Genomic DNA, 21,436 nt, shown 5'->3' on the forward strand with positions numbered 1-21,436 from the left:
ACGCGATCACTCGCCGCCGAAGGTGTCGTAGGTGGGGCCCACGAAGTCCTCGAACGCGGCGAGGTCGGCAGCCTCGAGACCCTCGATGTCGTAGACCGCGGCCAGGGCGGCGAGGCCCTCCTCGGTGGCGGCGATGTCGAGCAGCGCCGCGGTGAGCGTCTCCTGGATCGAGTCGTCGAGGTCGCCCGACAGCACCACGCCGTCGTTCGGGATGTTCTTCGTGTAGGCGAAGACCACGACCTTCTCGCCGACGTCGGAGAACTCCTCCGCCAGGTTCGAGCGCGCGTCGTTGTAGGACAGGCCCACGGTGGCCTCGCCGTCGTAGACCGCCTGGACGGTCTGCGAGTGGCCGCCCGCGAAGAAGCCGCCGGGGAACGCCGAGGCGGCGTCCTCGATGCCGAGGATCTCCGCGAGCTGGATCGCCGGGAAGTAGTAGCCGGAGGCCGAGGTCGCGTCGGTCCACGCGATCGAGGCGTCCTCCGGGAGCAGCGCGAGCGCGTCCTCGCCCTGGGGGCCCGTGTAGCCGGTCGCGCCGTTGCAGTACGAGTAGTTGATGCCCTCGTCGTCCGCCTCGGTGGTGACGTCGTCGAGGCAGTACGTGTCGGGGTCGTTGGTGAACCACTGGCCCACGTAGTCCGCCGCGCCGTAGCGGAGCGCCTGGAGCACGATCTCCGCGCCGGCCTCCTGCTGCGCCTGCCACATCGCGATGGGGCCGAGGAAGCCGATGTCGGCCTGGCCCGTCTGGAGCGCGACGACCACCGCGTTGTAGCTGTCCGGCACGAAGACCTCGACGTCGACCCCGAGCTCGTCGGCCAGCACGGCGGCGAGAGCCTCGCCGTCCGTCGTGATCTGCTCGACGTCGTCCGAGGGCACGAGCGCGAGGGTCAGCGTGTCGGGCAGAGCGGCGGCGGCGCCGGCGGTGGCCGAGGTCTCCGCCGACGAGTCCGACTCGGCGCCGTCGGAGCTGGAGCAGCCCGCGAGCGCGATCACGAGGCCTGCCGCGGCTGCGGCGGGGGCGAACAGACGATTCCTCACTGGTACACCTTCCGTGGTGATGGGAACGCCGCGGATGGTCGCGGCCCGGCCGCGTGGACGCGGCCTCGCCTCACGGTAGCGACGGGTCACCGGGTGCCATGCACGTGTCGACAAGAGTTTTCAGCCTGGTAACTCTCAGTTCACGTGGGCTTTGCCTCGCCGTGACATGAGAGGCGTCACTCGACCTCGCGCAGCTGGCGGCGGCGTCCCTCGAGCCGGATGATCTCCGCGAAGGCCTCCTGGGCGGCGTCCGTGCCCGCGCCGGCGCGCTGCATGCGGCCGCGCAGGTCGGCCGTCCGGCGGGTGATCGCGAGGTCGAGCAGGCGCGCCAGCACCGACCGCGCGTAGTGGCCCAGCTCGGCCGGCTTGTCGTGTGGCAGCGGGGTGACGGCGAGCTGCGAGACGAGCGGCGCGAGGTCGGGCCCCGCCTGCTCCTCGACCGTGCCGACCCAGTCCGCCACGGCGGCGGCCGGGCCGCCTGCGGCGACGATCGCGTCGAAGATCTGCCCGTACTGCGGCGCGGTGAACGAGTCGCGCGCGAGCTCGGCGACGATCCCGAGCGTCATCGGATCCTGCGCGATCTCGTTCTTCGCCTGCAGCAGCACGCCCAGCGACAGCGCTTCGGCACGCACCACCGGGTCGCGCGGGTTGGGCCGCGTCGCGGTCACGGTCATGATCTGGCCGGTCTCGGGATCCATGGGCGGCGGGCCGTCGTCGGGACGATGCGCGGGCTGGGTTCCCGTGGGGCGCCCGCCGGGGCCGGCGGGCTGGGTCTGCGCGGGCTGGGCCCGCTCCCCCGCCCGGGACACGGTGCGCAGCACGTCGGCGGGCTCCATGCCGAGCCAGCCCGCGAGGCGGCGCGCGTACTCGGGCCGCAGCGCGCGGTCGCGGATCTGCCCGACGATGGGCGCGGCGGTGCGCAGCGCGGCGATACGGCCCTCGGGCGTCTCGAGGTCGTGCGCCGCGAGCGAGGCCCTGATGACGAACTCGAACAGCGGCATCCGGCGCTCCATGAGGCGCCGCACCGCGTCGTCGCCGTCGCGCTGACGGATGTCGCACGGGTCCATGCCCTCGGGGTCCACGGCGACGAACGTCTGCGCGAGGAACTGCTGGTCGAGGGCGAAGGACTTCAGCGCCGCGTTCTGGCCGGCCTCGTCGCCGTCGAACGTGAAGATCACCTTGGCGCCTGTCGAGCCGACCTTGAGCTGCGTCTGGCCCGTGTCGCCCATGAGGCGGCGCACCACCTTGACGTGGTCCTCGCCGAAGGCCGTGCCGCAGGTCGCGACGGCGTTGGTGATGCCCGCGAGGTGGCACGCCATCACGTCGGTGTAGCCCTCGACCACGACGGTGGCGCGCTCGGAGCGGATCGCGCCCTTGGCGAGGTCCAGCCCATAGAGCACGTGGCTCTTCTTGTAGATCTGCGTCTCGGGGGTGTTGAGGTACTTGGGGCCCTGGTCGTCCTCGTGCAGGCGGCGCGCGCCGAAGCCGATGACGTCGCCCGTCACCTCGCGGATGGGCCACACCAGGCGGCCGCGGAAGCGGTCGTAGACGCCGCGCTGGCCCTCGGAGACCAGCCCCGAGGCCTTGAGCTCGGGCTCGGTGAAGCCCTTGCGGCGCAGGTGGTCGGTGAGGTGGGACCAGCCCTGGGGCGCGTACCCGCAGCCGAAGTGCTCGGCCGCCTCGCGGTCGAAGCCGCGGTCGCGCAGGAAGTCCCGCGCGATCTGCGCCTCGGGGCTCGACAGCTGCTCGACGAAGTACTCGGCGGCGACCCGGTGCGCCTCGAGCAGCCGGCGTCGCATGCTCGCGCCCGACTCGGACCCGCGGCGCCCGCCGGACTCGTAGCGCAGCGTCACGCCCGCGCGCTCGGCGAGGTACTCGACGGCCTCGGCGAACGGCAGCCCGTCCATGCGCATGACGAACTCGATGACGTCGCCGCCCTCGCCGCATCCGAAGCAGTGCCAGCGGCCCGCCGCCGGACGCACGTGGAACGAGGGGGAACGCTCGTCGTGGAAGGGGCACAACCCCTTGAGCGAGCCGACGCCCGCGGACTTGAGGGAGACGTGCTGGCCGATGATCTCCTCGATGGGCGCACGCTCGCGGACAGCCGCGATGTCGTCCCTGTTGATCGTGCCCGCCACGGGCACAGGGTACTCGGGTGCGGCCCGCTTCCGGCGCATCGTCCCCCGTTCGCGCCCGGGAACGGCACCGAGTGGCGCTAGGCTTGAGCCGCACCCCATGAAAGGACTGGCTGCTGTGAGAGTGGACGCATTCCTCGCCGACTCGGCTGAGGTCGTGCAGAACAAGATCTACGCGCTGGGCGCGGGGTGGAACATCATCTTCGTGCGCGGCTTCCCGGCCGTGCACCGCCGCCTCTCCGTCGGCGCCATCGTGCACGTCCCGTTCACCGAGACGAACCGCACGCACAACTTCGAGCTCAAGCTCCTCACGGAGGACGGCGTCGAGTACCCGATCGGCATCCGCCCGGACGCCGACGGCAAGCCCGCCCCCATCCGCGCGATGGGCGGCGAGTTCACCGTGGGCCGTCCGCCGCACCTCGTGGACGGGGACGAGCAGGTCGCGAGCTTCGCCTTCACCATCGACGGGCTCCGCTTCGACAAGCCGCGCCTGTTCTCCTGGGTGATCAGCGTCGACGGCGAGGAGATGACCCGCCTCCCCATGCGCGTCCAGCAGGCGGCGCAGCAGGCGTAGTGGAGCTGTACACGGGGGTGATCCACCCCCTCGTCCTTGTCGTGTCCGCGCTCCTCGCGCTCACCGGTATCGCCACGCTCCTCTGGGCGCCCGCGCATCGTGCCCTCAAGGTGCTGGTGCCCGTGACGTATGCGGCGGTCGCCGTGCACACCGTCGCGGTCGCCGCGCTGCTCTTCACGGGCTTGGACGCGGACCTCATCCTCACCCTGGGCTACGTCATCGCGTCGGTGGCGCTGCTCGCGCTGCTCGGCATCGGGCGGCTCGGCACGCCCGAGGCCGCCTCCGCGGACCCCGACCCCAACCGGCCCGTCCTCACGCAGGTGCAGATCACCCGCGTCGACGGGGCCGCCGCCGTGATCGTCGCCGTGGCGCTCGCCGTCGTGGCGTGGCGGGTGCTCGTCATCCTCGTCGGCGCGGCATGAACCCGGTCGCCCGCATCGCGCTGGTGGTCGCCTACGCGGTCCTCGCGCTGGCCGCCCTGGGCCGGTCGAGCTACCAGATCTCGACCAAGCTGTCCGAGGCGCCCGTGCCGTACCTCGTGTCCGGCGTCTCCGCGCTCCTCTACCTGGCGATCGCCGTCGCCCTGTGGCGGCGCTGGGCGGGCGTCGCGCTCGTCGGCACGGCGCTCGAGCTGCTCGGCGTCCTCGTGGTGGGCACGCTCGGCTACGTCGAGTCCTCGTGGTGGCCCGACGAGACCGTGTGGACCGGCTACGGCTCGGCCTACGGCTGGGCGCCGCTGCTGCTGCCGGCGATCGCCCTCGCGCTGCTCTTGCGCGAGCGGCGCGCACGCCGGGACGATGCGGGGGTCACCCCCGCGCAGGAAGGAACGGCATGACCGCGCACGACGCATCCCCCGTCGAGGCCGGCGCCCCGCAGCCGCGCCGCACCCCGCTCCTGCTCGCGCTCGACCTCGTGCGCGGCGCCATGATCGGCACCGCCGAGACGGTGCCCGGCGTGAGCGGCGGCACCGTCGCGCTCATGACCGGCGTCTACGAGACGCTCCTCACCTCCGCCGGCCACCTCATCGCGGGCCTGCGCCACGCCGTCACCGACGGCCTGCGTGGCCGCGGCCTCGCCGAGGCGCGCGCCCAGCTCTCGCGCGTCGCGTGGGGCGTGGTGCTGCCCATCGGCGTGGGCATGGTGATCGCGCTGGTGTCGATGGCGCACGTGATGGAGGGCCTCCTCGAGGACCACCCCGAGACCATGCGCGGACTGTTCCTGGGCCTCGTGCTCGCGTCCCTCGCGGTGCCGTTCCGCCACTCGCGTCGCGTCGCGCCGCTCTCCCCCGCCGTGCCGTGGACGATGCGCGAATGGCTGCTCGCGGCCGTCGCCGCCGTGGTGGTCGCCGTGGTCGTGTCGCTGCCCGCCGGTAACCTCTCCCCCGAGTGGTACGTGCTCGTCCCGGCGGGCGCGCTCGCCGTGTCCGCGCTGGTGCTGCCCGGCCTGTCCGGCTCGTTCCTGCTGCTCACCATGGGCCTGTACGAGCCCACCATCGCGGCACTCAACGACCGCGACCTGGGCTACCTCGCGCTCTTCGCGGTGGGCCTCGCGATCGGCCTCGTCACCATCGTCAAGCTGCTCCAGTGGCTGCTCGAGCACCACCGCCGCGTCACCCTCGTGGTGCTCACGGGCATCATGGCGGGCTCGCTGGTCGCGCTGTGGCCGTGGCAGGACGCGGACGGCATGCGGATCGCGCCCACGGAGCCCGTCGTCGCGCCGCTGCTCGCCGCCCTCGTGGGCGCGGGCCTCGTCGTCGGGATCCTCGTCGCCGAGCACCGCCTCCTCACGCGCCGCGAGGCCGCCGAGGTCGCCGAGAACGCCGGCGCCTAACTCAGCCCCGGCGGCGCGCCACGTAGCGGTGGTGCCAGTCGTACGCCGACTTGTCGGTGAGCGACGCCACCTGGTCGATCACCACCCGCTTGCGCGCCGCATCGTCCCCCGCCTCGCGGTGCATCACCGCGAAGTGGGGCTCCAGCGCCTCGTCCCCCAGCTCGACGAGCGCGCCGACGAGTGCCGCGATGCGCTCGCGCTGCTGGCGGTAGGCCGCCTTCCTCTCGCGCGGCGCCATGAGGAAGTGCACGGCGATCCCCTTGAGCATGAGGATCTCGTCGGAGGTCTCCTCGGGGATCACCAGGCGGGCGTGGTGGCGGGTGAGCGGTCCGTCGCCGTACTCGGCGCGCGTGGCCTCCGCCACCGTGCCGACGATGCGGCCGATGAGCTGGCTGGTCATGTCCTTGAGCGTCGCGAGGGCGCGGTGGGAGCCGTCGTACTCGTCCATCCACCACGGCTCGGCGCGCAGCCGGTCGAGCGCGGCCATGAGCGCATCCGGCTCGCCGCGGCCGTACCAGACCCGTGCGTGGTCGGCGATCTCGCGGGCGCGGGCCTGGTCGTGCAGCACCCCGAGCGAGACGGTGTGGTGGACCACGGAGTCCTCGACGTCGTGCACCGAGTAGGCGATGTCGTCCGCGAGGTCCATCACCTGGGCCTCGAAGCTCTGCGCGCGGTCGGGCGCCCCCTCGCGCAGCCAGCGGAACACCGGCAGGTCGTCGTCGTAGACGCCGAACTTGCGGGTGGGCGTGCCGTCCGGGCGGGTGGGCGTCGCGTCCTCGGTCCACGGGTACTTGACGCTCGCGTCCAGCACGGCCCGCGTGAGGTTGAGGCCCACGCTCTGCCCGGTCGCGGGGTCGTAGGTCTTGGTCTCGAGGCGCGCGAGGATGCGCAGCGTCTGGGCGTTGCCCTCGAAGCCGCCGATGTCGCGGGACACCTCGTCGAGGGCGCGCTCGCCGTTGTGGCCGAAGGGCGGGTGGCCGAGGTCGTGCGCGAGACAGGCCGCGTCGACCACGTCGGGGTCGCAGCCGAGGACCTTGCCGAGGCTGCGGCCCACCTGCGCCACCTCGAGGGTGTGGGTGAGGCGCGTGCGGACGAAGTCGCCGGTGCCGGCGCCGAGGATCTGCGTCTTGGCGCCGAGGCGCCGGAGGGCGCTCGAGTGCACGATGCGCGCGCGGTCGCGCTCGAACGGGGTGCGCTGGGCCTGCTTGGGCGGCTCCTGGACGAAGCGCTGCACGTCCGCCGCGCCGTAGCCCGTGGGTGGGACGCTCACATTCCGACTCTACCGGGCACGATGCGCGGGTCCAGGAAGGTGCGGCGGCGTCAGCGCGGCGCGGTGGGGCACGCGAGATGGATCTGGACGAAGCCGTCGCCGAAGCGGACCACGTGCTCGGCGGTCAGCTCGGCGGGACGCGACAGGCCGGAGAAGAGCGACACGCCCTTGCCGAGCACCGTGGGCACGACCGTGACGACGAGCTCGTCGAGCACCCGCGCGTCCAGCGCGTCCCGCACGAGCGTGGCCCCGTCGACGTACACGTCCTTGCGGCCCGCGATCCCCTTCGCCTTCTCGACGACCGCCGCGATGTCGCCGCGCGCGGGACGGACGCTCGCGTGGTCGGTCTCGAGGGGACGGTGCGTGGGGACGAGCATCGGCAGGTCGCGGTACGGCCAGTCCGGGAAGCGCGTGACGAGGTCGAAGGTGCGCCGTCCCATGACGATGCAGCCCACGCGGTCGAGGAAGTCGCCGAAGTGGAGCGCGTCGTCGTCCGAGTCGCGCCACGGCTCGTCCGCCACCGGCGGTGCTCCCTCCGCGCGCGGCTCGAGCCAGTTCAGGTCGTCTCGGGGCCCGGCGACGAAGCCGTCCAGCGACATCGCGAGATAGGCGCGCACCCTGCTCATGCGGCCACGTTAGTGCAGGTATGCGGCATTTGCAGGGTGCAGTTCGTCACACTGTGCGAGGTGCGGGGAGCGCGGGCCTCCGCCCGCGCATCGTCCCGCTGTCAGCCTCCGGAGACGCTGAGCTCGGCCTCGCGCAGGCGCTTCTCGAGGTCCGGCGTGATGTCCTGGGTGTCGAGCCAGCCCTCGGGGCACGACGGCACGCGGGGCGAGCCCTGACGGCCGCGCGGGCCCTCGGCCTCCTCGCCGGGGTAGCCGGCCTCGAGGTCGAGCGTGTCGAGGATCTCGCGCAGCTCCGCCAGCGTCGAGATGAGGCCGAGCGAGCGGCGCACCTCGCCACCCACCGGATAGCCCTTGAGGTACCAGGACATGTGCTTGCGCAGCTCGCGCATGCCCTTGTCCTCGTCGTCGTCGAAGTGCGCGACCATGAGCTCGCCGTGGCGGTAGATCGTGTCGGCGACCATGCGCAGGCCGGGCCGGACGCGGTCCTCGCGGCCCTCGAAGGCCGCCTGCAGGTCGGCGAAGAGCCACGGACGGCCCATGCAGCCGCGGCCGACCACCACGCCGTCGCAGCCGGTCTGCTCGACCATGCGCACGGCGTCCTCGGCCTGCCAGATGTCGCCGTTGCCCAGCACCGGGACGCTCTTGACCGTCTCCTTGAGGCGAGCGATCGCCTCCCAGTCGGCGTTGCCCGAGTAGTACTCGGCCGCGGTGCGGGCGTGCAGCGCGACGGCCGCCGCACCCTCCTTCTCGGCGGTGCGGCCCGCGTCGAGGTACGTGAGGTGGTCGTCGTCGACGCCCTTGCGCATCTTCACGGTCACCGGGATGTCGAACTTGGACGCCTCGCGGACCGCCGCCCGCACGATCTCCTTGAAGAGGTCGCGCTTCCACGGGAGCACCGCTCCCCCGCCCCGGCGCGTCACCTTGGGGACCGGGCAGCCGAAGTTCATGTCGATGTGGTCGGCGCGGTCCTCCTCGGCGATCATCCTGACCGCGGCGGCGATGGTGGCGGGGTCGACGCCGTAGACCTGCACCGAGCGCGGGGTCTCGTCGGGGTCGTGGGCGATGATCCGCAACGACTCGGGCGTGCGCTCGACGAGCGCGCGCGACGTCACCATCTCGGCCACGTAGAGCCCGCCGCCGTGCTCGCGGCAGAGGCGGCGGAAGGCGGCGTTGGTGACGCCGGCCATGGGCGCGAGCACCACGGGCGTGTCGACCTCGAGGGGGCCGATGCGCAGCGGCGGCAGGAGGCGGGTGGTCGTGGTCATGGGCTCCATTGTCTCAGGAGCGCCGGATGGGGCTGGCGTCCAGCGGGCCACCGACCGGGCTCCACACACGATCCCGGCTCGGCCCGGATCCGTATGCCGCCTGCGTCGCATCGCCCGACCAGCACGGCTGCAGTCGCAGGATCCGTGTGGAGCGCGGTCGGGGCGGAGCGGATCGCCGCCGCGAATCCGAGGGCGGGCGCTCTCGCGCCCGGGCCGCTGAGGGAAAGCCCGGGCGCGAGGCGCCGCGGCGCAGCGACCAGGCGCGCAGCCACGACGTGCAAGGAGGGACGGGTGCACTCGGCCCTATCCCCCAGGGACGCTCCCTCGCGCCCCGAATGCCCGCCTCCTCAAGCGTGGGGCCCACGCCCCCGGCACGTCAAGCGCAACACGACAAATCGGGGGAAATCATCACGAATCCGCCGTCTGGCACGCGTTTTCCCCGCCTCAGGCCTCCGTGCGGGGCTCGCGGGGGCCCGTCTCTGCGTCGCGACCCGTCACCTCGGGAGCCTCCTCCGCCACCACGGCGACCGTCGCAGAGCCGGCGCCACCGTGGTCGTGGTCCTCCGCCGCATCGTCCACCGCCTCGCCGCCGAGGCCCACGATCAGCGCGCCGATCGCGGTGGTGAGCGGCACCGCGAGCACCAGCCCGATCGAGCCCACGAGCGTGCGCACCACCTCGCCCGCGATCTCGGAGGACGTGATCGCGGTCGACACAGGGTTGTCGTAGACGGCGATGAGCATGATGAGCGGCAGCGAGGCGCCGACGTACGCGAAGGCGATCGTGTAGACGGTCGACGCGATGTGGTCGCGGCCGATGCGCATGCCGCGCGAGAACAGCTGCCAGGGGCCGAGGTCGGGGCGTGCCTTGCCGAGCTCCCACACGGCGGACGCCTGCGTGATGGTGACGTCGTTGAGGACGCCGAGGCCGGCGATCATGAGCCCGCACAGCGCGAGACCCTGGAGCGAGATGCGGCCGTCGAGGAAGGCGAGGTTGACCTCGGCCTCGGAGGGGACGCCGGGGATCTGCGCCGCGGACACCGCCCACGTGCCGATGATCGCGGTGAACAGCAGGCCCGCGATGGTGCCGAGGTACGCGGTGGTGGTGCGCGCGTTGGCGCCGTGCGCCACGTAAAGCAGCACGAAGAGCGCCCCGGCGGAGGTGACAAGGCCGACCACGGGCGGGCTCGCGCCGTCGAACAGCGCCGGCACCGTGTAGAACGCGACGATGCCGAAGGCGAGCGCGAGGCCCACGAGCGCGCCGAGCCCGCGCCACCACGCCACCGCGAGCACGAGCACCACGTAGACGATGAGCAGCGCGAGGATGGGCGGGTCGCGCTCGAAGTCCGAGAAGATGAGCGGCTGGTCGGGGTCGACCTCGATGACGAGCACCTCGTCGCCGGGCTCGAAGACGAGGGTGGCGACGCCCGCGGGCGCCATCGTGCGCTCGGCCTCCGCGCCCGGGGTCGTGACATCGACGGTCGACTCGCCGGTGGTCTCGTCGTACGCGACGACCTCGGCCTCGAGCCGGCGCGCGTCCTCGTAGAGGAAGCTCTCCGACCCGAGCTTGTCCCAGGTGGACGGCCACGTGACGGCCGCGCCGACGATCACCGCGGCGAGCACGCCCACCACGAGCGCCCACAGGAGGCGCGTCGTGGCAGCGTTCGCCCGCGGCGGGCTCTCGGAGTGCGAGTGCCCGGCGCCCATGTCAGGCGCCGATGAGGCGCTGGGCGAGGTAGCCGCTCACCTGCGAGAGCGCCACGCGCTCCTGCTGCATGGTGTCGCGGTCGCGGATGGTGACGGCCTGGTCGTCGAGCGTGTCGAAGTCGATGGTGATGCAGTACGGCGTGCCCACCTCGTCCTGGCGGCGGTAGCGCTTGCCGATGGACTGCGTGACGTCGACGTCGATGTTCCACGCGCCGCGGAGCTCCTTCGCGAGGCTCTCGGCGGTGGGCACGAGGTCCGCGGACTTCGACAGCGGCAGCACCGCGGCCTTGACCGGCGCGAGGCGGTGGTCGAGGCGCAGGACCGTGCGGGTCTCGGTGCCGCCCTTGGCGGTGGGCACCTCCTCCTCGGTGTACGCCTCGACGAGGAAGGCCATGAGCGAGCGCGACAGGCCCGCGGCCGGCTCGATTACGTACGGCACGAAGCGCTCGTTGGTGGCCGGGTCGAGGTACGACAGGTCCTTGCCCGAGTGCTTGGCGTGGGTCGACAGGTCGAAGTCGGTGCGGTTCGCGATGCCCTCGAGCTCGCCCCACTCCGAGCCCTGGAAGCCGAAGCGGTACTCGATGTCCGTGGTGCCCTTGGAGTAGTGCGAGAGCTTCTCCTGCGGGTGCTCGTAGAGGCGCAGGTTGTCCTCGGAGATGCCCAGGTCCGTGTACCAGTCCTTGCGGGTCTGGATCCAGTGCTGGTGCCACTCCTCGTCGGTGCCGGGCACGACGAAGAACTCCATCTCCATCTGCTCGAACTCGCGCGTGCGGAAGATGAAGTTGCCGGGCGTGATCTCGTTGCGGAACGACTTGCCCACCTGCGCGATGCCGAACGGGGGCTTCTGGCGCGCGGTGCGCATCACGTTCTCGAAGTTGATGAAGATGCCCTGCGCGGTCTCGGGGCGCAGGTAGTGCAGCCCGGACTCGTCGGAGGCGGCACCCAGGTAGGTGCGCAGCAGGCCGTTGAACATCTTCGGCTCGGTCCACTGGCCGCGCGAGCCGCAGGCCGCGCAGGCGATCTCGGCGAGGCCGCCCTCGGGGGCGCGACCCTTCTTCTCCTCGAACTCCTCGAGCAGGTGGTCCTCGCGGTAGCGCTTGTGGCAGGACAGGCACTCGACCAGCGGGTCGACGAACGCGGCGATGTGGCCCGAGGCCTCCCACACCTGCGGGGGCAGGATCACGGAGGAGTCGAGGCCCACGATGTCGTCGCGCGAGGTGACCATCGCGCGCCACCACTGGCGCTTGATGTTCTCCTTGAGCTCGACGCCCAGCGGTCCGTAGTCCCACGCGGAGCGCGTCCCTCCGTAGATCTCGCCGCACGGGAACACGAAGCCGCGGCGCTTCGCGAGCGAGATGGCGTTGTCGAGACGGCTGGGTGCGGCCACGTGATGCTCCTTGTGGAAGGGGGTCGGAATCGCTCGCGACAGTCTAGCCGTGGGCGGGCATGGGGACGATGCGCGGGCGGGCATGGGGACGATGCGCGGGTGGACGCCGGGACGAGGCGGCAGGGTCCGGGACCATCGTCTTATCGCTAATGATTCTCAATTGCACTACAGTGGGACTCATGAAGAAGACCTCCGCCCTCATCGCCGCCGCCGCGGTGTCGACCCTGGCGCTCACCGCGTGCTCCGCATCCGACGGCGGTGCCGGCGCGTCCGGCGACGCGTCGGACGCGTCTCTCACCGTCGCCACCGCGTTCTACCCGCTGCAGTTCGTCGCCGAGCAGGTCGGTGGCGACCTGGTCGAGGTCGTGTCGATGACCCCCGCGGGCGTCGAGCCGCACGACGTCGAGCTCTCCCCCTCCACCGTGCGCCAGCTCGGCACCGCGGACCTCGCGCTCTACCTGTCGGACTTCCAGCCCGCGGTCGACGACGCGATCTCCACCACCGGTGTCGAGGCCCTCGACGCGGCCGAGGCGGTCGAGCTGCACGCGGCCGAGGAGCACGCCGACGAGGACGAGCACGCCGAGGAGGAGGACGACCACGACCACGGCTCGTCCGACCCGCACTTCTGGCTCGACCCCGAGCTGCTCGCGCACTACGCGGACGCCGTGGGCGAGGCCTTCGCCGCCGCGGACCCCGACAACGCCGACACCTACACCGCGAACGCCGAGGCGCTCCACGCGTCGCTCGACGACCTCGACACCCGGTACACGGACGGCCTCGCGCAGTGCGAGCGCGACACGATCGTGACGGGCCACGAGGCCTTCGGCTACCTCGCCGACGCGTACGGCCTCCACCAGGAGGGCGTCGCCGGGCTCGACCCCGAGAGCGAGCCGTCGCCGGCCCGCATCCTCGAGATCAAGGACATCATCGCCGAGACCGGCGCCACCACGATCTTCACCGAGGACGCCGTGAGCGCGTCCGTCGCCGAGGCGCTCGCCACCGACGTGGGCGTCGAGACCACGGTGCTCAGCCCCGTGGAGACGGTCGCGGACGGCGACGACTACATTGCTGTCATGACCAGGAACCTCGCGACTCTGGAGGATGCGCTCGGCTGTGAGTGACACCCACGTAGCCACGGACGTCCCGCTCTCGCTGGTCGAGGCGCGGGACGTCCGCGTCTCCCTGCAGGGCACCGAGATCCTCCACGGCGTCTCCCTCCGGGCGTCCGCCGGCGAGGTCGTCGCCCTCATGGGCGGCAACGGCTCCGGCAAGTCCACCTTCATCCGCGCGATCGTCGGCGCGGTGCCTACCACGGCGGGCTCGATCGACATGTTCGGCGCCCCGGCGTCCCCGCCGGCACGGGCGCGCCTGGGCTACGTCCCGCAGCGCATCACCGCCGCGGGCGGCGTCTCCGCCACCGCGATCGAGGTGGTGACGTCCGGCCTCCTCGGCGCGCGCGAGCGCGACGGGCGGTCCGGCTCCCGCCTGCGCGGCCTGGTGCCTCCGCGCGACGCCCGTACCCGCGCCCGCGAGGCCCTCGCCTCGGTGGGCATCGAGGACTTGGCCAAGCGCGACGTCTCCCGCTTGTCCGGCGGCCAGCAGCAGCGCGTGCTTATCGCCCGCGCCCTCGTCCGCCAGCCGCGCCTGCTCATCCTCGACGAGCCGATGGCCGGCGTGGACCTGCAGTCGCAGGTCGCCTTCGCGCACACGCTCGGGCACCTCAAGCAGGAGGGCGTCGGCATCGTCGTCGTCCTCCACGAGCTGGGCGCCCTCGCCCGCCACATCGACCGCGCGGTGGTGCTCGAGCACGGCTGCGTGACGTACGACGGCATCCCCCCGAAGGACCTCGGGGTGCACGCGCTGCCGGGTCACGAGCACGAGCACCCGCACACCGACCCGCCTCAGCGCGACGCCTCGTCGCTGGGATTGGAGGGCCCGTGAGCCTCCTGTCCGAGCCGCTGATCCAGCGCATGCTCATCGTCGGCCTGCTCGTGGGCATGGCCGCGCCCGTCATGGGCACGTACCTCGTCCAGCGCCGCATGGCGCTGCTCGGCGACGGCATCGGCCACGTCGCGCTCGCCGGTGTCGCGGCCGGGTGGCTCGCCGGCAGCCTCTTCGACCTCGCGCAGCAGGATGCGCTCGCCATCCCGGGCGCGGTGATCTTCGCGATCATCGGCGCCGTGGTGATCGAGCGGATGCGCTCTCGCGGCACCGCCGCGGACATCGTGATGGCGATCCTCTTCTACGGAGGCATCGCGGGCGGCGTGCTGCTCATCGGCTTCGCCGGCGGCTCGAACGCGAACCTGCTCGGCTACCTCTTCGGCTCGATCTCGACCGTGACCTGGGGCGACGTGTGGATGAGCGCCGGCCTCGCCGCCCTGATCCTCCTCGTCGGGCTCGGCCTGCGGGCGGCGCTCTTCACCGTGACGCACGACCAGGAGTTCGCCCGCTCCACCGGCCTGCCCGTCGACGCGCTCAACATGGTCGTCGCGGTGCTCGCCGCGGTGACCATCACGGTCGCGATGCGCGTGGTCGGCGTGCTGCTCGTCAGCGCGCTGATGATCGTGCCCGTCGCGATCGCGCAGCTGCTCACCCGCTCCTTCGCCCGCACCATGCACCTCGCGATGGGCCTCGGGGCGGTGCTGACGATCACCGGCATCTGGATCACCGTGTTCCACGACATCCAGCCCGGCTCGCTCATCGTGGTGCTCGGCGTGGTCGTCTACGTCCTCGTCGCGGCAGCGACCTCCCTGACGAAGATGGTGAGGAGCCGATGAACGCCCCCACCCCCGCGCCGCGCATGACGCGCCAGCGCCGCGAGATCCTCGACGCGCTCGACACGCGCGACTTCCGCTCGGCGCAGTCCTGGCACGAGCGCCTGCGCGCCGAGGGATCGACCATCGGCCTCGCCACCGTGTACCGGGGCCTGCAGGCCCTCGCGGACCAGGGCGAGGTCGACGCCGTCGTGTCCGAGTCCGGCGAGACCCTCTACCGCCGCTGCGAGGCGGGCGAGGAGCACCACCACCACCTGCGGTGCCGGTCGTGCGGCAAGGCCGTCGAGATCGACGTGCCGGAGTTCGAGGACTTCGCGCACCGCATCGGCGACGCCCACGGCTACGGCGACATCCGCCACACCATCGAGCTCACCGGGGTGTGCCCCGAGTGCGCGGCGGCAGGCCGAGGCTGATGCCGGGCATCCCCGACTTCGTCATGGACGGCCCGTGGTGGTGGCTGTTCGCGGCGCTCGTGTGCATCGTGTTCTTCCGCACGCAGGCCACCTACTGGCTCGCACGCTGGGCGCGCGCCGGCGCCGATGCGGTCGCGGACCGCGCCGAGCATCAGGACAGCCGCCGCGCCCGCATCGCGCGGCGCTTCTCCGGGCCGGCGATGACCAAGGCGCAGGCCTTCACGGAGCGCTGGGGCTGGATCGCGATCCCGTTGTCGTTCCTCACGGTCGGCATCCAGTCGCTCGTCAACGGCGGCGCGGGCTATGCGCGCATGCACTGGGGCCGCTACACGCTCGCGATGATCCCGGGCTGCCTGCTGTGGGCGACCGCGTACGAGCTGGTCGGGTACTCGGCCTTCAAGGCCTTCACCATGTCGCCGTGGGCGCTGCTCGGCAGCGTGCTCGTCGTCGCGGCCGTCGTCACCGTGCTCGTGGTGCGCCGCCGCCGGGACCCGGCCGACGCATCGTCTCCGCGCACGCCCGACGGGGCCGCGAGCGTCTGAGCGCTACGCCGCCCCGAAGCGGCGGTTGCGCCGCGCGTACTCCTCGATCGCGGCCCACAGGTGGGTGCGGTCGACGTCCGGCCAGAGCGTGTCGCTGAAGACGTACTCCGCGTAGGCCGCCTGCCACGGCAGGAAGTTCGAGGACCGCTGCTCGCCGGAGGACCGCCAGAACAGGTCGACGTCGGGCATGTCGGGCTCGTCGAGGTGGGCCGCGAGGGTCTTCTCGGACACCTTGGAGGGGTCCAGCTCGCCCGCCGCGACCTTCAGCGCGATGGCCTTGGCCGCATCGGCGATCTCCGCGCGGCCGCCGTAGTTCACGCACATGGTGAGGGTCAGCACGTCGTTGTCCCGGGTGAGCTCCTCGGCCTTCTCGAGCTCGGTGATGACGGACTTCCAGAGCTTGGGACGGCGTCCGGCCCAGCGCACGCGCACGCCCCACGAGTGCATCTCGTCGCGGCGGCGGCGGATCACGTCGCGGTTGAAGCCCATGAGGAAGCGCACCTCGTCGGGGCTGCGCTTCCAGTTCTCGGTGCTGAAGGCGTACGCGCTGATGTGCGTGACGCCGATCTCGATGGCGCCGGCGACCACGTCGAGCAGCGAGGCCTCGCCGCGCTCGTGGCCCGCGGTGCGCGGCAGCCCGCGCTCCTTCGCCCAGCGGCCGTTGCCGTCCATGACGACGGCGACGTGCGCGGGCACCGCGGCGGCGGGCAGGTCGGGCGGCGTCGCGCCGCCGGCGTGCGGGAAGGGGCGCTCGAAGGTCACGCCGGTCAGCCTATCGGCGGGACGATGCGGTGGCCGCCCCGGCGAGGGGCCGCGCTACTCCCCCAGGCTCTCGGAGACCACCGCGAGGGTCGCCTCGCGCGCGCCACGCCCGCGCGGTCCGCGCCGGACCACGAGCGCCTCCACGAGGGCCTCGATGACGAGCGCGAAGGCCGCGCGCGAGGTCTGCATGAGCTCGTCCTGGAAGGACCCGGTCACCGGCGGGACCACGAGGACCGTGGTGGCGCGCGAGACGAGCGGCGATCGCGCGAAGGCCGTGAGCGCGAGCACGGTCGCGCCGGCGTCACGCGCGGCGTCGGCGGCGTGGAGCGTCGCGGCGTTCGCGCCCGATCCCGAGATGGTGAGGAGCACGTCGCCCGCGACCAGCTGGCGTGCGCCGATGTGCTGCGCGAGCGTGTCGGGCAGGAACTCGGCGGGACGGCCGGCGCTCGTGAGCCGCATGGCGAAGTCGTAGCCGAGCGGCGCGGAGAGCCCGCTCGCGGCGATCACCACGCGAGGCGCCTGGTCCAGCGCCGCGACGAAGGCCTCGACCGCGTCCTCCGTGACCGCGCCGGCGGTGTGCGGCAGGGCCCGCGCGAAGCGGTCGACGGCGGCCCGGACCACGCCGAGGCTGCCCTCCGCCGCGGCGGGCGCGGCGGCACCGAAGGCCTTCTCGCGGGCGAGCGCGACGCGGAGCTGCGGGTAGCCGTCGTAGCCGAGCGTCTGGGCCGTGCGGATCACCGAGGCGCGCCCGACCCCTACGGCCTCGGCGAGCTCCTGGGCCGTCATGTCGACGGCGCGCTGCACGTCGGTCGCGATCGCCTCGGCGACGCGCCGCTCACCGCGGGCGAGGGACGGCGCGAGCGCCGCGATCCTCACGGTCGGCGGTGCCTCAGGTGCTCCTGTCCACGCCACGAACCTTGGCCCCTTCCATGATCCGGCGCCGGACCGCGCCCGAGACGGCATCGATCGTCATGGTCACCACGATGACCACGATGATGAGGACGCCCACGGTAGCCCACTCGCGGTACTGGGTGTAGGAGGTGAGCATGTCGCCGATGCCGCCCACGCCGATGAGCCCCAGGATGGCCGAGGTGCGGACGTTGATCTCGAAGCGGTAGAGCGCGAGCGAGGCCAGCTCGGGCGACACGACGGGCCACAGGCCCCAGCGCACGGTCTCGAGGAGGCTGCCACCGCTCGCGCGCACCGCCTCCCCCGCTCCGGTGGGCGCGGCCTCGACGGTCTCGTACGTCCACTTCGCATGCGTGCCGATGCCTCCGATCGCGAGGGCGAGCGCGCCCGTGAACGGGGTGAGGCCGGTCACCGTGAGGATGATGATCGCGATGACGACCTCGGGCACCGCGCGGATCACCGCGAACACCCAGCGCAGCGGAAGCCGCAGCCACAGGGGGCCCACGCCCTCCGCAGCCGGGATGCCGAGCAGCGTGGACAGCACCACGCCAAGCAGCGCGCCCAGCCAGGCCATCGACACCGACCGCCACGTCTGGAGGAGGGCCTCGGGCAGCATCGACCAGTCCGGGTCGGAGAACATGAGGGTGCCGTAGTGCACGAGGTCGGACGGCAGGTCGACGAGCTTGTCCCACTCGAGGTCCAGGCCCCAGAACGCGACGAGGACCACGGCCGCGACCGCCCAGGAGGCGACGCGGACCGCACGACGGCGCGGGCGCGGCGGCACGATGGGCGCCGTGGCGACGCCGGGGACGGCGAGCGCGGTCATCGCAGCCTCTTCCGCAGGACGTTCGAGGCGAGCTCGATGAGGATCACCACGATGAGGATCTCCAGGATGATGGTCGACAGGGCGTCGTAGCGGTAGAAGCCGCGCATCTCGTCGATGAGGCGGCCGATGCCGCCCGCGCCCACGAGACCGAGGATCGCCGAGATGCGCACGTTGAGCTCGAGCGAGTACAGCACCTGGGACGCGAGCGCGGGCCAGGTCTGCGGCAGCGCGGTGAGCCTGTTGATCTGCGTCTGCGTGCCGCCCGCGGCGCGCCCCGCCTCCATGTAGGAGGAGTCCGCGGAGTCGATCGCCTCGGAGACGAGCTTCACGACGATGCCGATGTCGAACAGCACGAGCGTGATGACGCCCGGGAGGGTGCCGACGCCGACCATCGCCACCAGCACCGTCGCGTACACGAGGTCCGGGACCGCACGGATGACGTTCAGCACGAAGCGCACGGCCGCACGGACCGGGGCGTTCGGGTTGGTGGGGCGGGCGGCCCACAGCGACAGCGGCACGGCGAGGACGGCCGAGATCGCGGCGCCGACGACCGCCATCTGAAGCGTCTCGAGAAGCGGCTGCCAGGTGCGCGGCAGGACCGAGAGGTCGGGCACGAGCATCTGGCCGATGCGGTCGGCGCCGTTGGTCCAGTTGTCCGCGATCGCGCCGAGGTCGATCTCGACGCCGCCCAGGGCGGGCGTCGCGGTCGCGGCGGTGAGCACGGCGAGCACGGCGACGATGCGCGCGGTGCGGGGCCACGTCCGCGGGCGCGGAGGAATCGCTTGCGCCGGCCGCTCCGCAGCCTCTGCGACGGTGGTCATGACGTCACTCCCCCAGCCGGTCGCGCGACTGCACGGGCCGCCCGTAGATCGCCTCGAAGTCGGCGTCGGTGGCCGATGCGGCGGGGCCGTCGTAGACGACCTCGCCCGCGCGCAGCCCGATCATGCGGGTCGTGTACTGCCGGGCCAGGTCCATGAGATGGAGGTTGACCAGCACGGTGAGCCCGCGCGACGCGTTGATGGAGGCGAGGTCGGCCATGACCGAGTGCGCGGTGGGCGGGTCGAGGCTCGCGACGGGCTCGTCGGCGAGCATGACGGCAGGCTCCTGGCTGAGCGCACGCGCGATCGCGACGCGCTGCTTCTGGCCGCCTGAGAGCGCGCCGGCGCGGTGCCAGACCTTCTCGAGCATCCCCACGGAGTCGAGCGAGCGCATCACCATGTCGCGGTCGACGTCGGACGCCAGCCCGAGCATCGTCCGCCATGTCGGCATGTGGGAGAACCGGCCGACCAGCGCGTTGTGGAACACGCTCGCACGGTCGGCGAGGTTGAAGCCCTGGAAGATCATGCCGATGTCGCCGCGAGCCTCGCGCAGCGCGCGGCCGCGCAGCTCGCTGACCGCGTGCGGTCCGACGGCCACGCGGCCGGACGTGGGCGGCACCAGCCCGTTGATCGTGCGGATCATCGTGGACTTGCCCGACCCGGACAGCCCGACGATCGCCACCATCTCGCCTGCCTCGATGCGGAGCGAGACGCCCTTGAGCGCCGTCACGCCGTTGGGGTAGCGGACGGTGACCTCGTCGAGCTCGATGGGCCACGGCCCGGAGGCCGAGGGCGTCGTGCCCCCGGCCTCCGGTCGCGTGGAGAGGTCGCTCATCACTCGCTGAAGCGGGCGTTGACCTGTCGGGCGAGGTCGATCGCGTCGGCGTCGGCCGGGACCCAGTCGGTCTGGCTGAAGAGGTTCTGCAGGGTCTCCGGGTCGACCTCCGAGAAGCCGTCCATGAGGTCCGTGATCGCGGTACGCAGGTCCTCGGGCAGCTCGTCGGAGAGGACCACGCCGCCGTTGGGGTACATCTCCGACAGGCCGAAGACGACGACCTTCTCGCCGAGGTCGGGGACCTCGGCGGTGTCGATCGACGAGCGGGCGTCCCAGTACGCGAAGCCGACCTCGGCGTCGCCGTTGTAGACCGCCATGATGAGCGTGTCGTTGCCGGTCACGGGGACCTGGTCGAGCGAGTCGATGTCGACGCCCTGCTCCTCGAGCGCGAGGACCGGGAGCTGGTAGCCGGCCGGCGAGGTGGTGTTGCCGAACGCGACCGCGGTGCCCTCCTCGATGAGGCCGAGCTTGTCGACGGCGATCGGGCCCACGCCGGCGTTGTCCTCGCCCGCGGCGACGCCGTTGCAGTAGAGGAAGGTCTGGCCGGTAGCCGCATAGGTGGCCTCGACGGGCTCGTCGTCGCAGTACTTGTCGGGGTTCGAGGTGAAGAACATCGAGGCGTACTGGGAGGCGCCGTAGCGCACGTCCTGGAGCACCGCGTGAGCGCCGTACATGTCCTCGGCGGCCGCGAGCGAGCCGGCGTCCGCGATCGCGATCTGCGCCTGGCCCGAGCCGATCGCCTCGACGGCGGCCTGGTAGTCCTTGGTCACGACGCCCTCGACCGTGATGCCGAGCTCGGCGGACAGGTAGTCGGTGAGCGGCTCGACCGAGGTGACGAGGTCCTGGACGTTCTCGTTCGGGATGAGCGCGAGGGTGATCTCGCTGGGCCACTCCGTGCCGGCGGCTCCGGCGGTCGACTCGGGCTCTGCACCGGCGTCGCTGCTGCAGCCGGCGAGCGCGACGAGGGCCGAGGCCGCGAGGCCGGCGGTGAGGATCGTGGAACGCATATCAGACGTGCCTTTCATGAGGGAAGGTTGTGCCGGGTGGCACGATCTCGTCGGGCGCCGCACCGGCCGCCCACGCTTCGATCGCGGGGTAGAGCAGCTCGAGCCGCTCCCCTGCGAAGGTGACCTGGGCTGCACCGTGCGCAGCGGCGGGGCCCACGAGGGCCGTGTCCGCGCCGCGCTCGCGCGCCGGCGCCAGGTCGAACTCGTCGATGTCTCCGACGGAGAGCACCGGACCGCGCATGAGCGCGACGTCGATCACCGCCGCGATCCCTGCGGGCTTGCGCGCGGAGCAGACGCGGCGGGAGAAGACGCCGTCGGCGCCGAGCGCCTCGAGCGCCTCGGCGATGCGGGTGTCGGGAGCGTTCGTGACGAGCACGAGCTCGGCGTGGCGGGCGAGCCGCGCGAGGAACTCGCCGAGCCCGGGCGGGGCGACGACCGGCGCCTCGTCCGTCGCGAGGAGGTCGCGGCTGCGCAGGTATCCGGCAGACATGGTCTGCTGGTCGATCCCGACGGCCTCGGCCGCCGAGGCGACCGCGTGGTACGCGTCGCGGTACAGGCCGGGCTCCGTCGCGAGCCGAGACCGCTCGACCGCGGCCGCCTCGGCGAATCCCTCCACCCCGGCGAGCTCGTCGACCGCACGGACGTACGCGTCGAGGGGCCCGTCACCGAGGGCGAGGGTCCCGTCGAAGTCGAAGATCACGGTTCGCGGCACAGGCTTCCTCCG

The 21,436-nt window shown here is 72.4% G+C and carries 23 protein-coding genes; 9 read left to right on the plus strand and 14 right to left on the minus strand.

Features of this window, described 5'->3' with window-relative positions; all coding sequences use genetic code 11:
• Window positions 1–6: 6 nt before the first annotated feature.
• Together phnD and dnaG are read right to left on the minus strand one after the other, a co-directional pair.
• Entirely contained in the window at window positions 7–1,035 is a 1,029-nt protein-coding gene (phnD, locus tag QQX09_RS11430; protein WP_301134786.1) for a phosphate/phosphite/phosphonate ABC transporter substrate-binding protein, read from the minus strand.
• Window positions 1,036–1,211: 176 nt separating this feature from the next.
• Window positions 1,212–3,173 (minus strand): DNA primase, encoded by a 1,962-nt coding sequence (gene dnaG, locus QQX09_RS11435; protein ID WP_301134788.1) that lies wholly within the window; start codon window positions 3,171–3,173, stop codon window positions 1,212–1,214.
• A gap of 115 nt (window positions 3,174–3,288) precedes the next feature.
• Here dnaG and QQX09_RS11440 point away from each other — a divergent pair, with 115 nt between their 5' ends.
• The 4 genes from QQX09_RS11440 to QQX09_RS11455 are packed head-to-tail and all read left to right on the plus strand — an operon-like array spanning window position 3,289 to window position 5,574.
• Entirely contained in the window at window positions 3,289–3,744 is a 456-nt protein-coding gene (locus QQX09_RS11440; protein ID WP_301134790.1) for a DUF6941 family protein, read from the plus strand.
• A complete protein-coding gene (locus QQX09_RS11445; RefSeq protein WP_301134793.1) occupies window positions 3,744–4,166 on the plus strand; it encodes a hypothetical protein in 423 nt (140 codons plus the stop codon). Before QQX09_RS11440 ends, QQX09_RS11445 begins: the two co-directional genes overlap by 1 nt.
• Window positions 4,163–4,579 (plus strand): hypothetical protein, encoded by a 417-nt coding sequence (locus QQX09_RS11450; protein ID WP_301134795.1) that lies wholly within the window; start codon window positions 4,163–4,165, stop codon window positions 4,577–4,579. The genes QQX09_RS11445 and QQX09_RS11450 overlap by 4 nt, the downstream gene beginning before the upstream one ends.
• Window positions 4,576–5,574, plus strand: a complete 999-nt coding sequence (locus QQX09_RS11455) for a DUF368 domain-containing protein (RefSeq protein WP_301134798.1) — start codon at window positions 4,576–4,578, stop codon at window positions 5,572–5,574. Before QQX09_RS11450 ends, QQX09_RS11455 begins: the two co-directional genes overlap by 4 nt.
• Window position 5,575: 1 nt before the next feature.
• Here the strand turns inward: QQX09_RS11455 and QQX09_RS11460 are convergent, their stop codons facing one another.
• The 5 genes from QQX09_RS11460 to QQX09_RS11480 all read right to left on the minus strand — a co-directional run bounded on the left by QQX09_RS11460 (window position 5,576) and on the right by QQX09_RS11480 (window position 11,826).
• Window positions 5,576–6,844 (minus strand): deoxyguanosinetriphosphate triphosphohydrolase, encoded by a 1,269-nt coding sequence (locus QQX09_RS11460; RefSeq protein WP_301134801.1) that lies wholly within the window; start codon window positions 6,842–6,844, stop codon window positions 5,576–5,578.
• 50 nt (window positions 6,845–6,894) lie between these two features.
• A complete protein-coding gene (locus tag QQX09_RS11465) occupies window positions 6,895–7,470 on the minus strand; it encodes a dihydrofolate reductase family protein (RefSeq protein WP_301134804.1) in 576 nt (191 codons plus the stop codon).
• Window positions 7,471–7,571: 101 nt separating this feature from the next.
• On the minus strand, window positions 7,572–8,744 hold the full coding sequence (dusB, locus tag QQX09_RS11470) for a tRNA dihydrouridine synthase DusB (protein WP_301134806.1): 1,173 nt from the start codon (window positions 8,742–8,744) through the stop codon (window positions 7,572–7,574).
• Window positions 8,745–9,179: 435 nt separating this feature from the next.
• Window positions 9,180–10,439, minus strand: coding sequence for a YibE/F family protein (locus QQX09_RS11475; protein ID WP_301134808.1), 1,260 nt, complete (start codon window positions 10,437–10,439; stop codon window positions 9,180–9,182).
• 1 nt (window position 10,440) lies between these two features.
• A complete protein-coding gene (locus QQX09_RS11480) occupies window positions 10,441–11,826 on the minus strand; it encodes a glycine--tRNA ligase (protein ID WP_301134811.1) in 1,386 nt (461 codons plus the stop codon).
• A 179-nt stretch (window positions 11,827–12,005) separates the two neighbouring features.
• Between QQX09_RS11480 and QQX09_RS11485 the strand changes: the two genes are divergently transcribed.
• The 5 genes from QQX09_RS11485 to QQX09_RS11505 are packed head-to-tail and all read left to right on the plus strand — an operon-like array spanning window position 12,006 to window position 15,555.
• Window positions 12,006–12,947, plus strand: a complete 942-nt coding sequence (locus QQX09_RS11485; RefSeq protein ID WP_301134814.1) for a metal ABC transporter substrate-binding protein — start codon at window positions 12,006–12,008, stop codon at window positions 12,945–12,947.
• Complete coding sequence (locus tag QQX09_RS11490; protein ID WP_301134817.1) at window positions 12,940–13,767, plus strand: metal ABC transporter ATP-binding protein; 828 nt, start codon at window positions 12,940–12,942, stop codon at window positions 13,765–13,767. The genes QQX09_RS11485 and QQX09_RS11490 overlap by 8 nt, the downstream gene beginning before the upstream one ends.
• Window positions 13,764–14,603: a metal ABC transporter permease gene (locus QQX09_RS11495; RefSeq protein ID WP_301134820.1), complete on the plus strand. Its 840-nt coding sequence runs from the start codon at window positions 13,764–13,766 to the stop codon at window positions 14,601–14,603. The genes QQX09_RS11490 and QQX09_RS11495 overlap by 4 nt, the downstream gene beginning before the upstream one ends.
• A complete protein-coding gene (locus QQX09_RS11500; RefSeq protein ID WP_301134822.1) occupies window positions 14,600–15,013 on the plus strand; it encodes a Fur family transcriptional regulator in 414 nt (137 codons plus the stop codon). The genes QQX09_RS11495 and QQX09_RS11500 overlap by 4 nt, the downstream gene beginning before the upstream one ends.
• The gene (locus QQX09_RS11505) at window positions 15,013–15,555 is read left to right on the plus strand and encodes a DedA family protein (protein ID WP_301134825.1); all 543 of its coding nucleotides are present in this window, start codon (window positions 15,013–15,015) and stop codon (window positions 15,553–15,555) included. The genes QQX09_RS11500 and QQX09_RS11505 overlap by 1 nt, the downstream gene beginning before the upstream one ends.
• A 3-nt stretch (window positions 15,556–15,558) precedes the next feature.
• Here QQX09_RS11505 and QQX09_RS11510 read toward each other — a convergent pair whose 3' ends face one another.
• Genes QQX09_RS11510 through QQX09_RS11540 form a run of 7 tightly spaced genes read right to left on the minus strand, consistent with a single transcriptional unit; the run spans window position 15,559 to window position 21,424 of the window.
• Window positions 15,559–16,317 carry an isoprenyl transferase gene (locus QQX09_RS11510; protein WP_436969065.1) on the minus strand — a complete coding sequence of 253 codons (759 nt, stop codon included), beginning with the start codon at window positions 16,315–16,317 and terminating at the stop codon, window positions 15,559–15,561.
• Window positions 16,318–16,371: 54 nt separating this feature from the next.
• The gene (locus tag QQX09_RS11515; RefSeq protein WP_301134827.1) at window positions 16,372–17,193 is read right to left on the minus strand and encodes a MurR/RpiR family transcriptional regulator; all 822 of its coding nucleotides are present in this window, start codon (window positions 17,191–17,193) and stop codon (window positions 16,372–16,374) included.
• Between the two features lie 13 nt (window positions 17,194–17,206).
• Window positions 17,207–18,052, minus strand: coding sequence for a phosphonate ABC transporter, permease protein PhnE (gene phnE, locus QQX09_RS11520; protein WP_301134829.1), 846 nt, complete (start codon window positions 18,050–18,052; stop codon window positions 17,207–17,209).
• Window positions 18,049–18,873 carry a phosphonate ABC transporter, permease protein PhnE gene (gene phnE, locus QQX09_RS11525; protein ID WP_301134831.1) on the minus strand — a complete coding sequence of 275 codons (825 nt, stop codon included), beginning with the start codon at window positions 18,871–18,873 and terminating at the stop codon, window positions 18,049–18,051. The genes phnE (QQX09_RS11520) and phnE (QQX09_RS11525) overlap by 4 nt, the downstream gene beginning before the upstream one ends.
• Before the next feature lie 4 nt (window positions 18,874–18,877).
• Window positions 18,878–19,705, minus strand: coding sequence for a phosphonate ABC transporter ATP-binding protein (gene phnC / locus QQX09_RS11530; RefSeq protein ID WP_301134832.1), 828 nt, complete (start codon window positions 19,703–19,705; stop codon window positions 18,878–18,880).
• Entirely contained in the window at window positions 19,705–20,712 is a 1,008-nt protein-coding gene (locus tag QQX09_RS11535; RefSeq protein WP_301134834.1) for a phosphate/phosphite/phosphonate ABC transporter substrate-binding protein, read from the minus strand. Before QQX09_RS11535 ends, phnC begins: the two co-directional genes overlap by 1 nt.
• Window position 20,713: 1 nt before the next feature.
• Window positions 20,714–21,424, minus strand: coding sequence for an HAD family hydrolase (locus QQX09_RS11540; RefSeq protein WP_301134836.1), 711 nt, complete (start codon window positions 21,422–21,424; stop codon window positions 20,714–20,716).
• Between the last annotated feature and the right edge of the window lie 12 nt (window positions 21,425–21,436).

It is taken from the genome of Demequina litoralis (assembly GCF_030418455.1).
Taxonomy (GTDB): Bacteria; Actinomycetota; Actinomycetes; order Actinomycetales; family Demequinaceae; genus Demequina; species Demequina litoralis.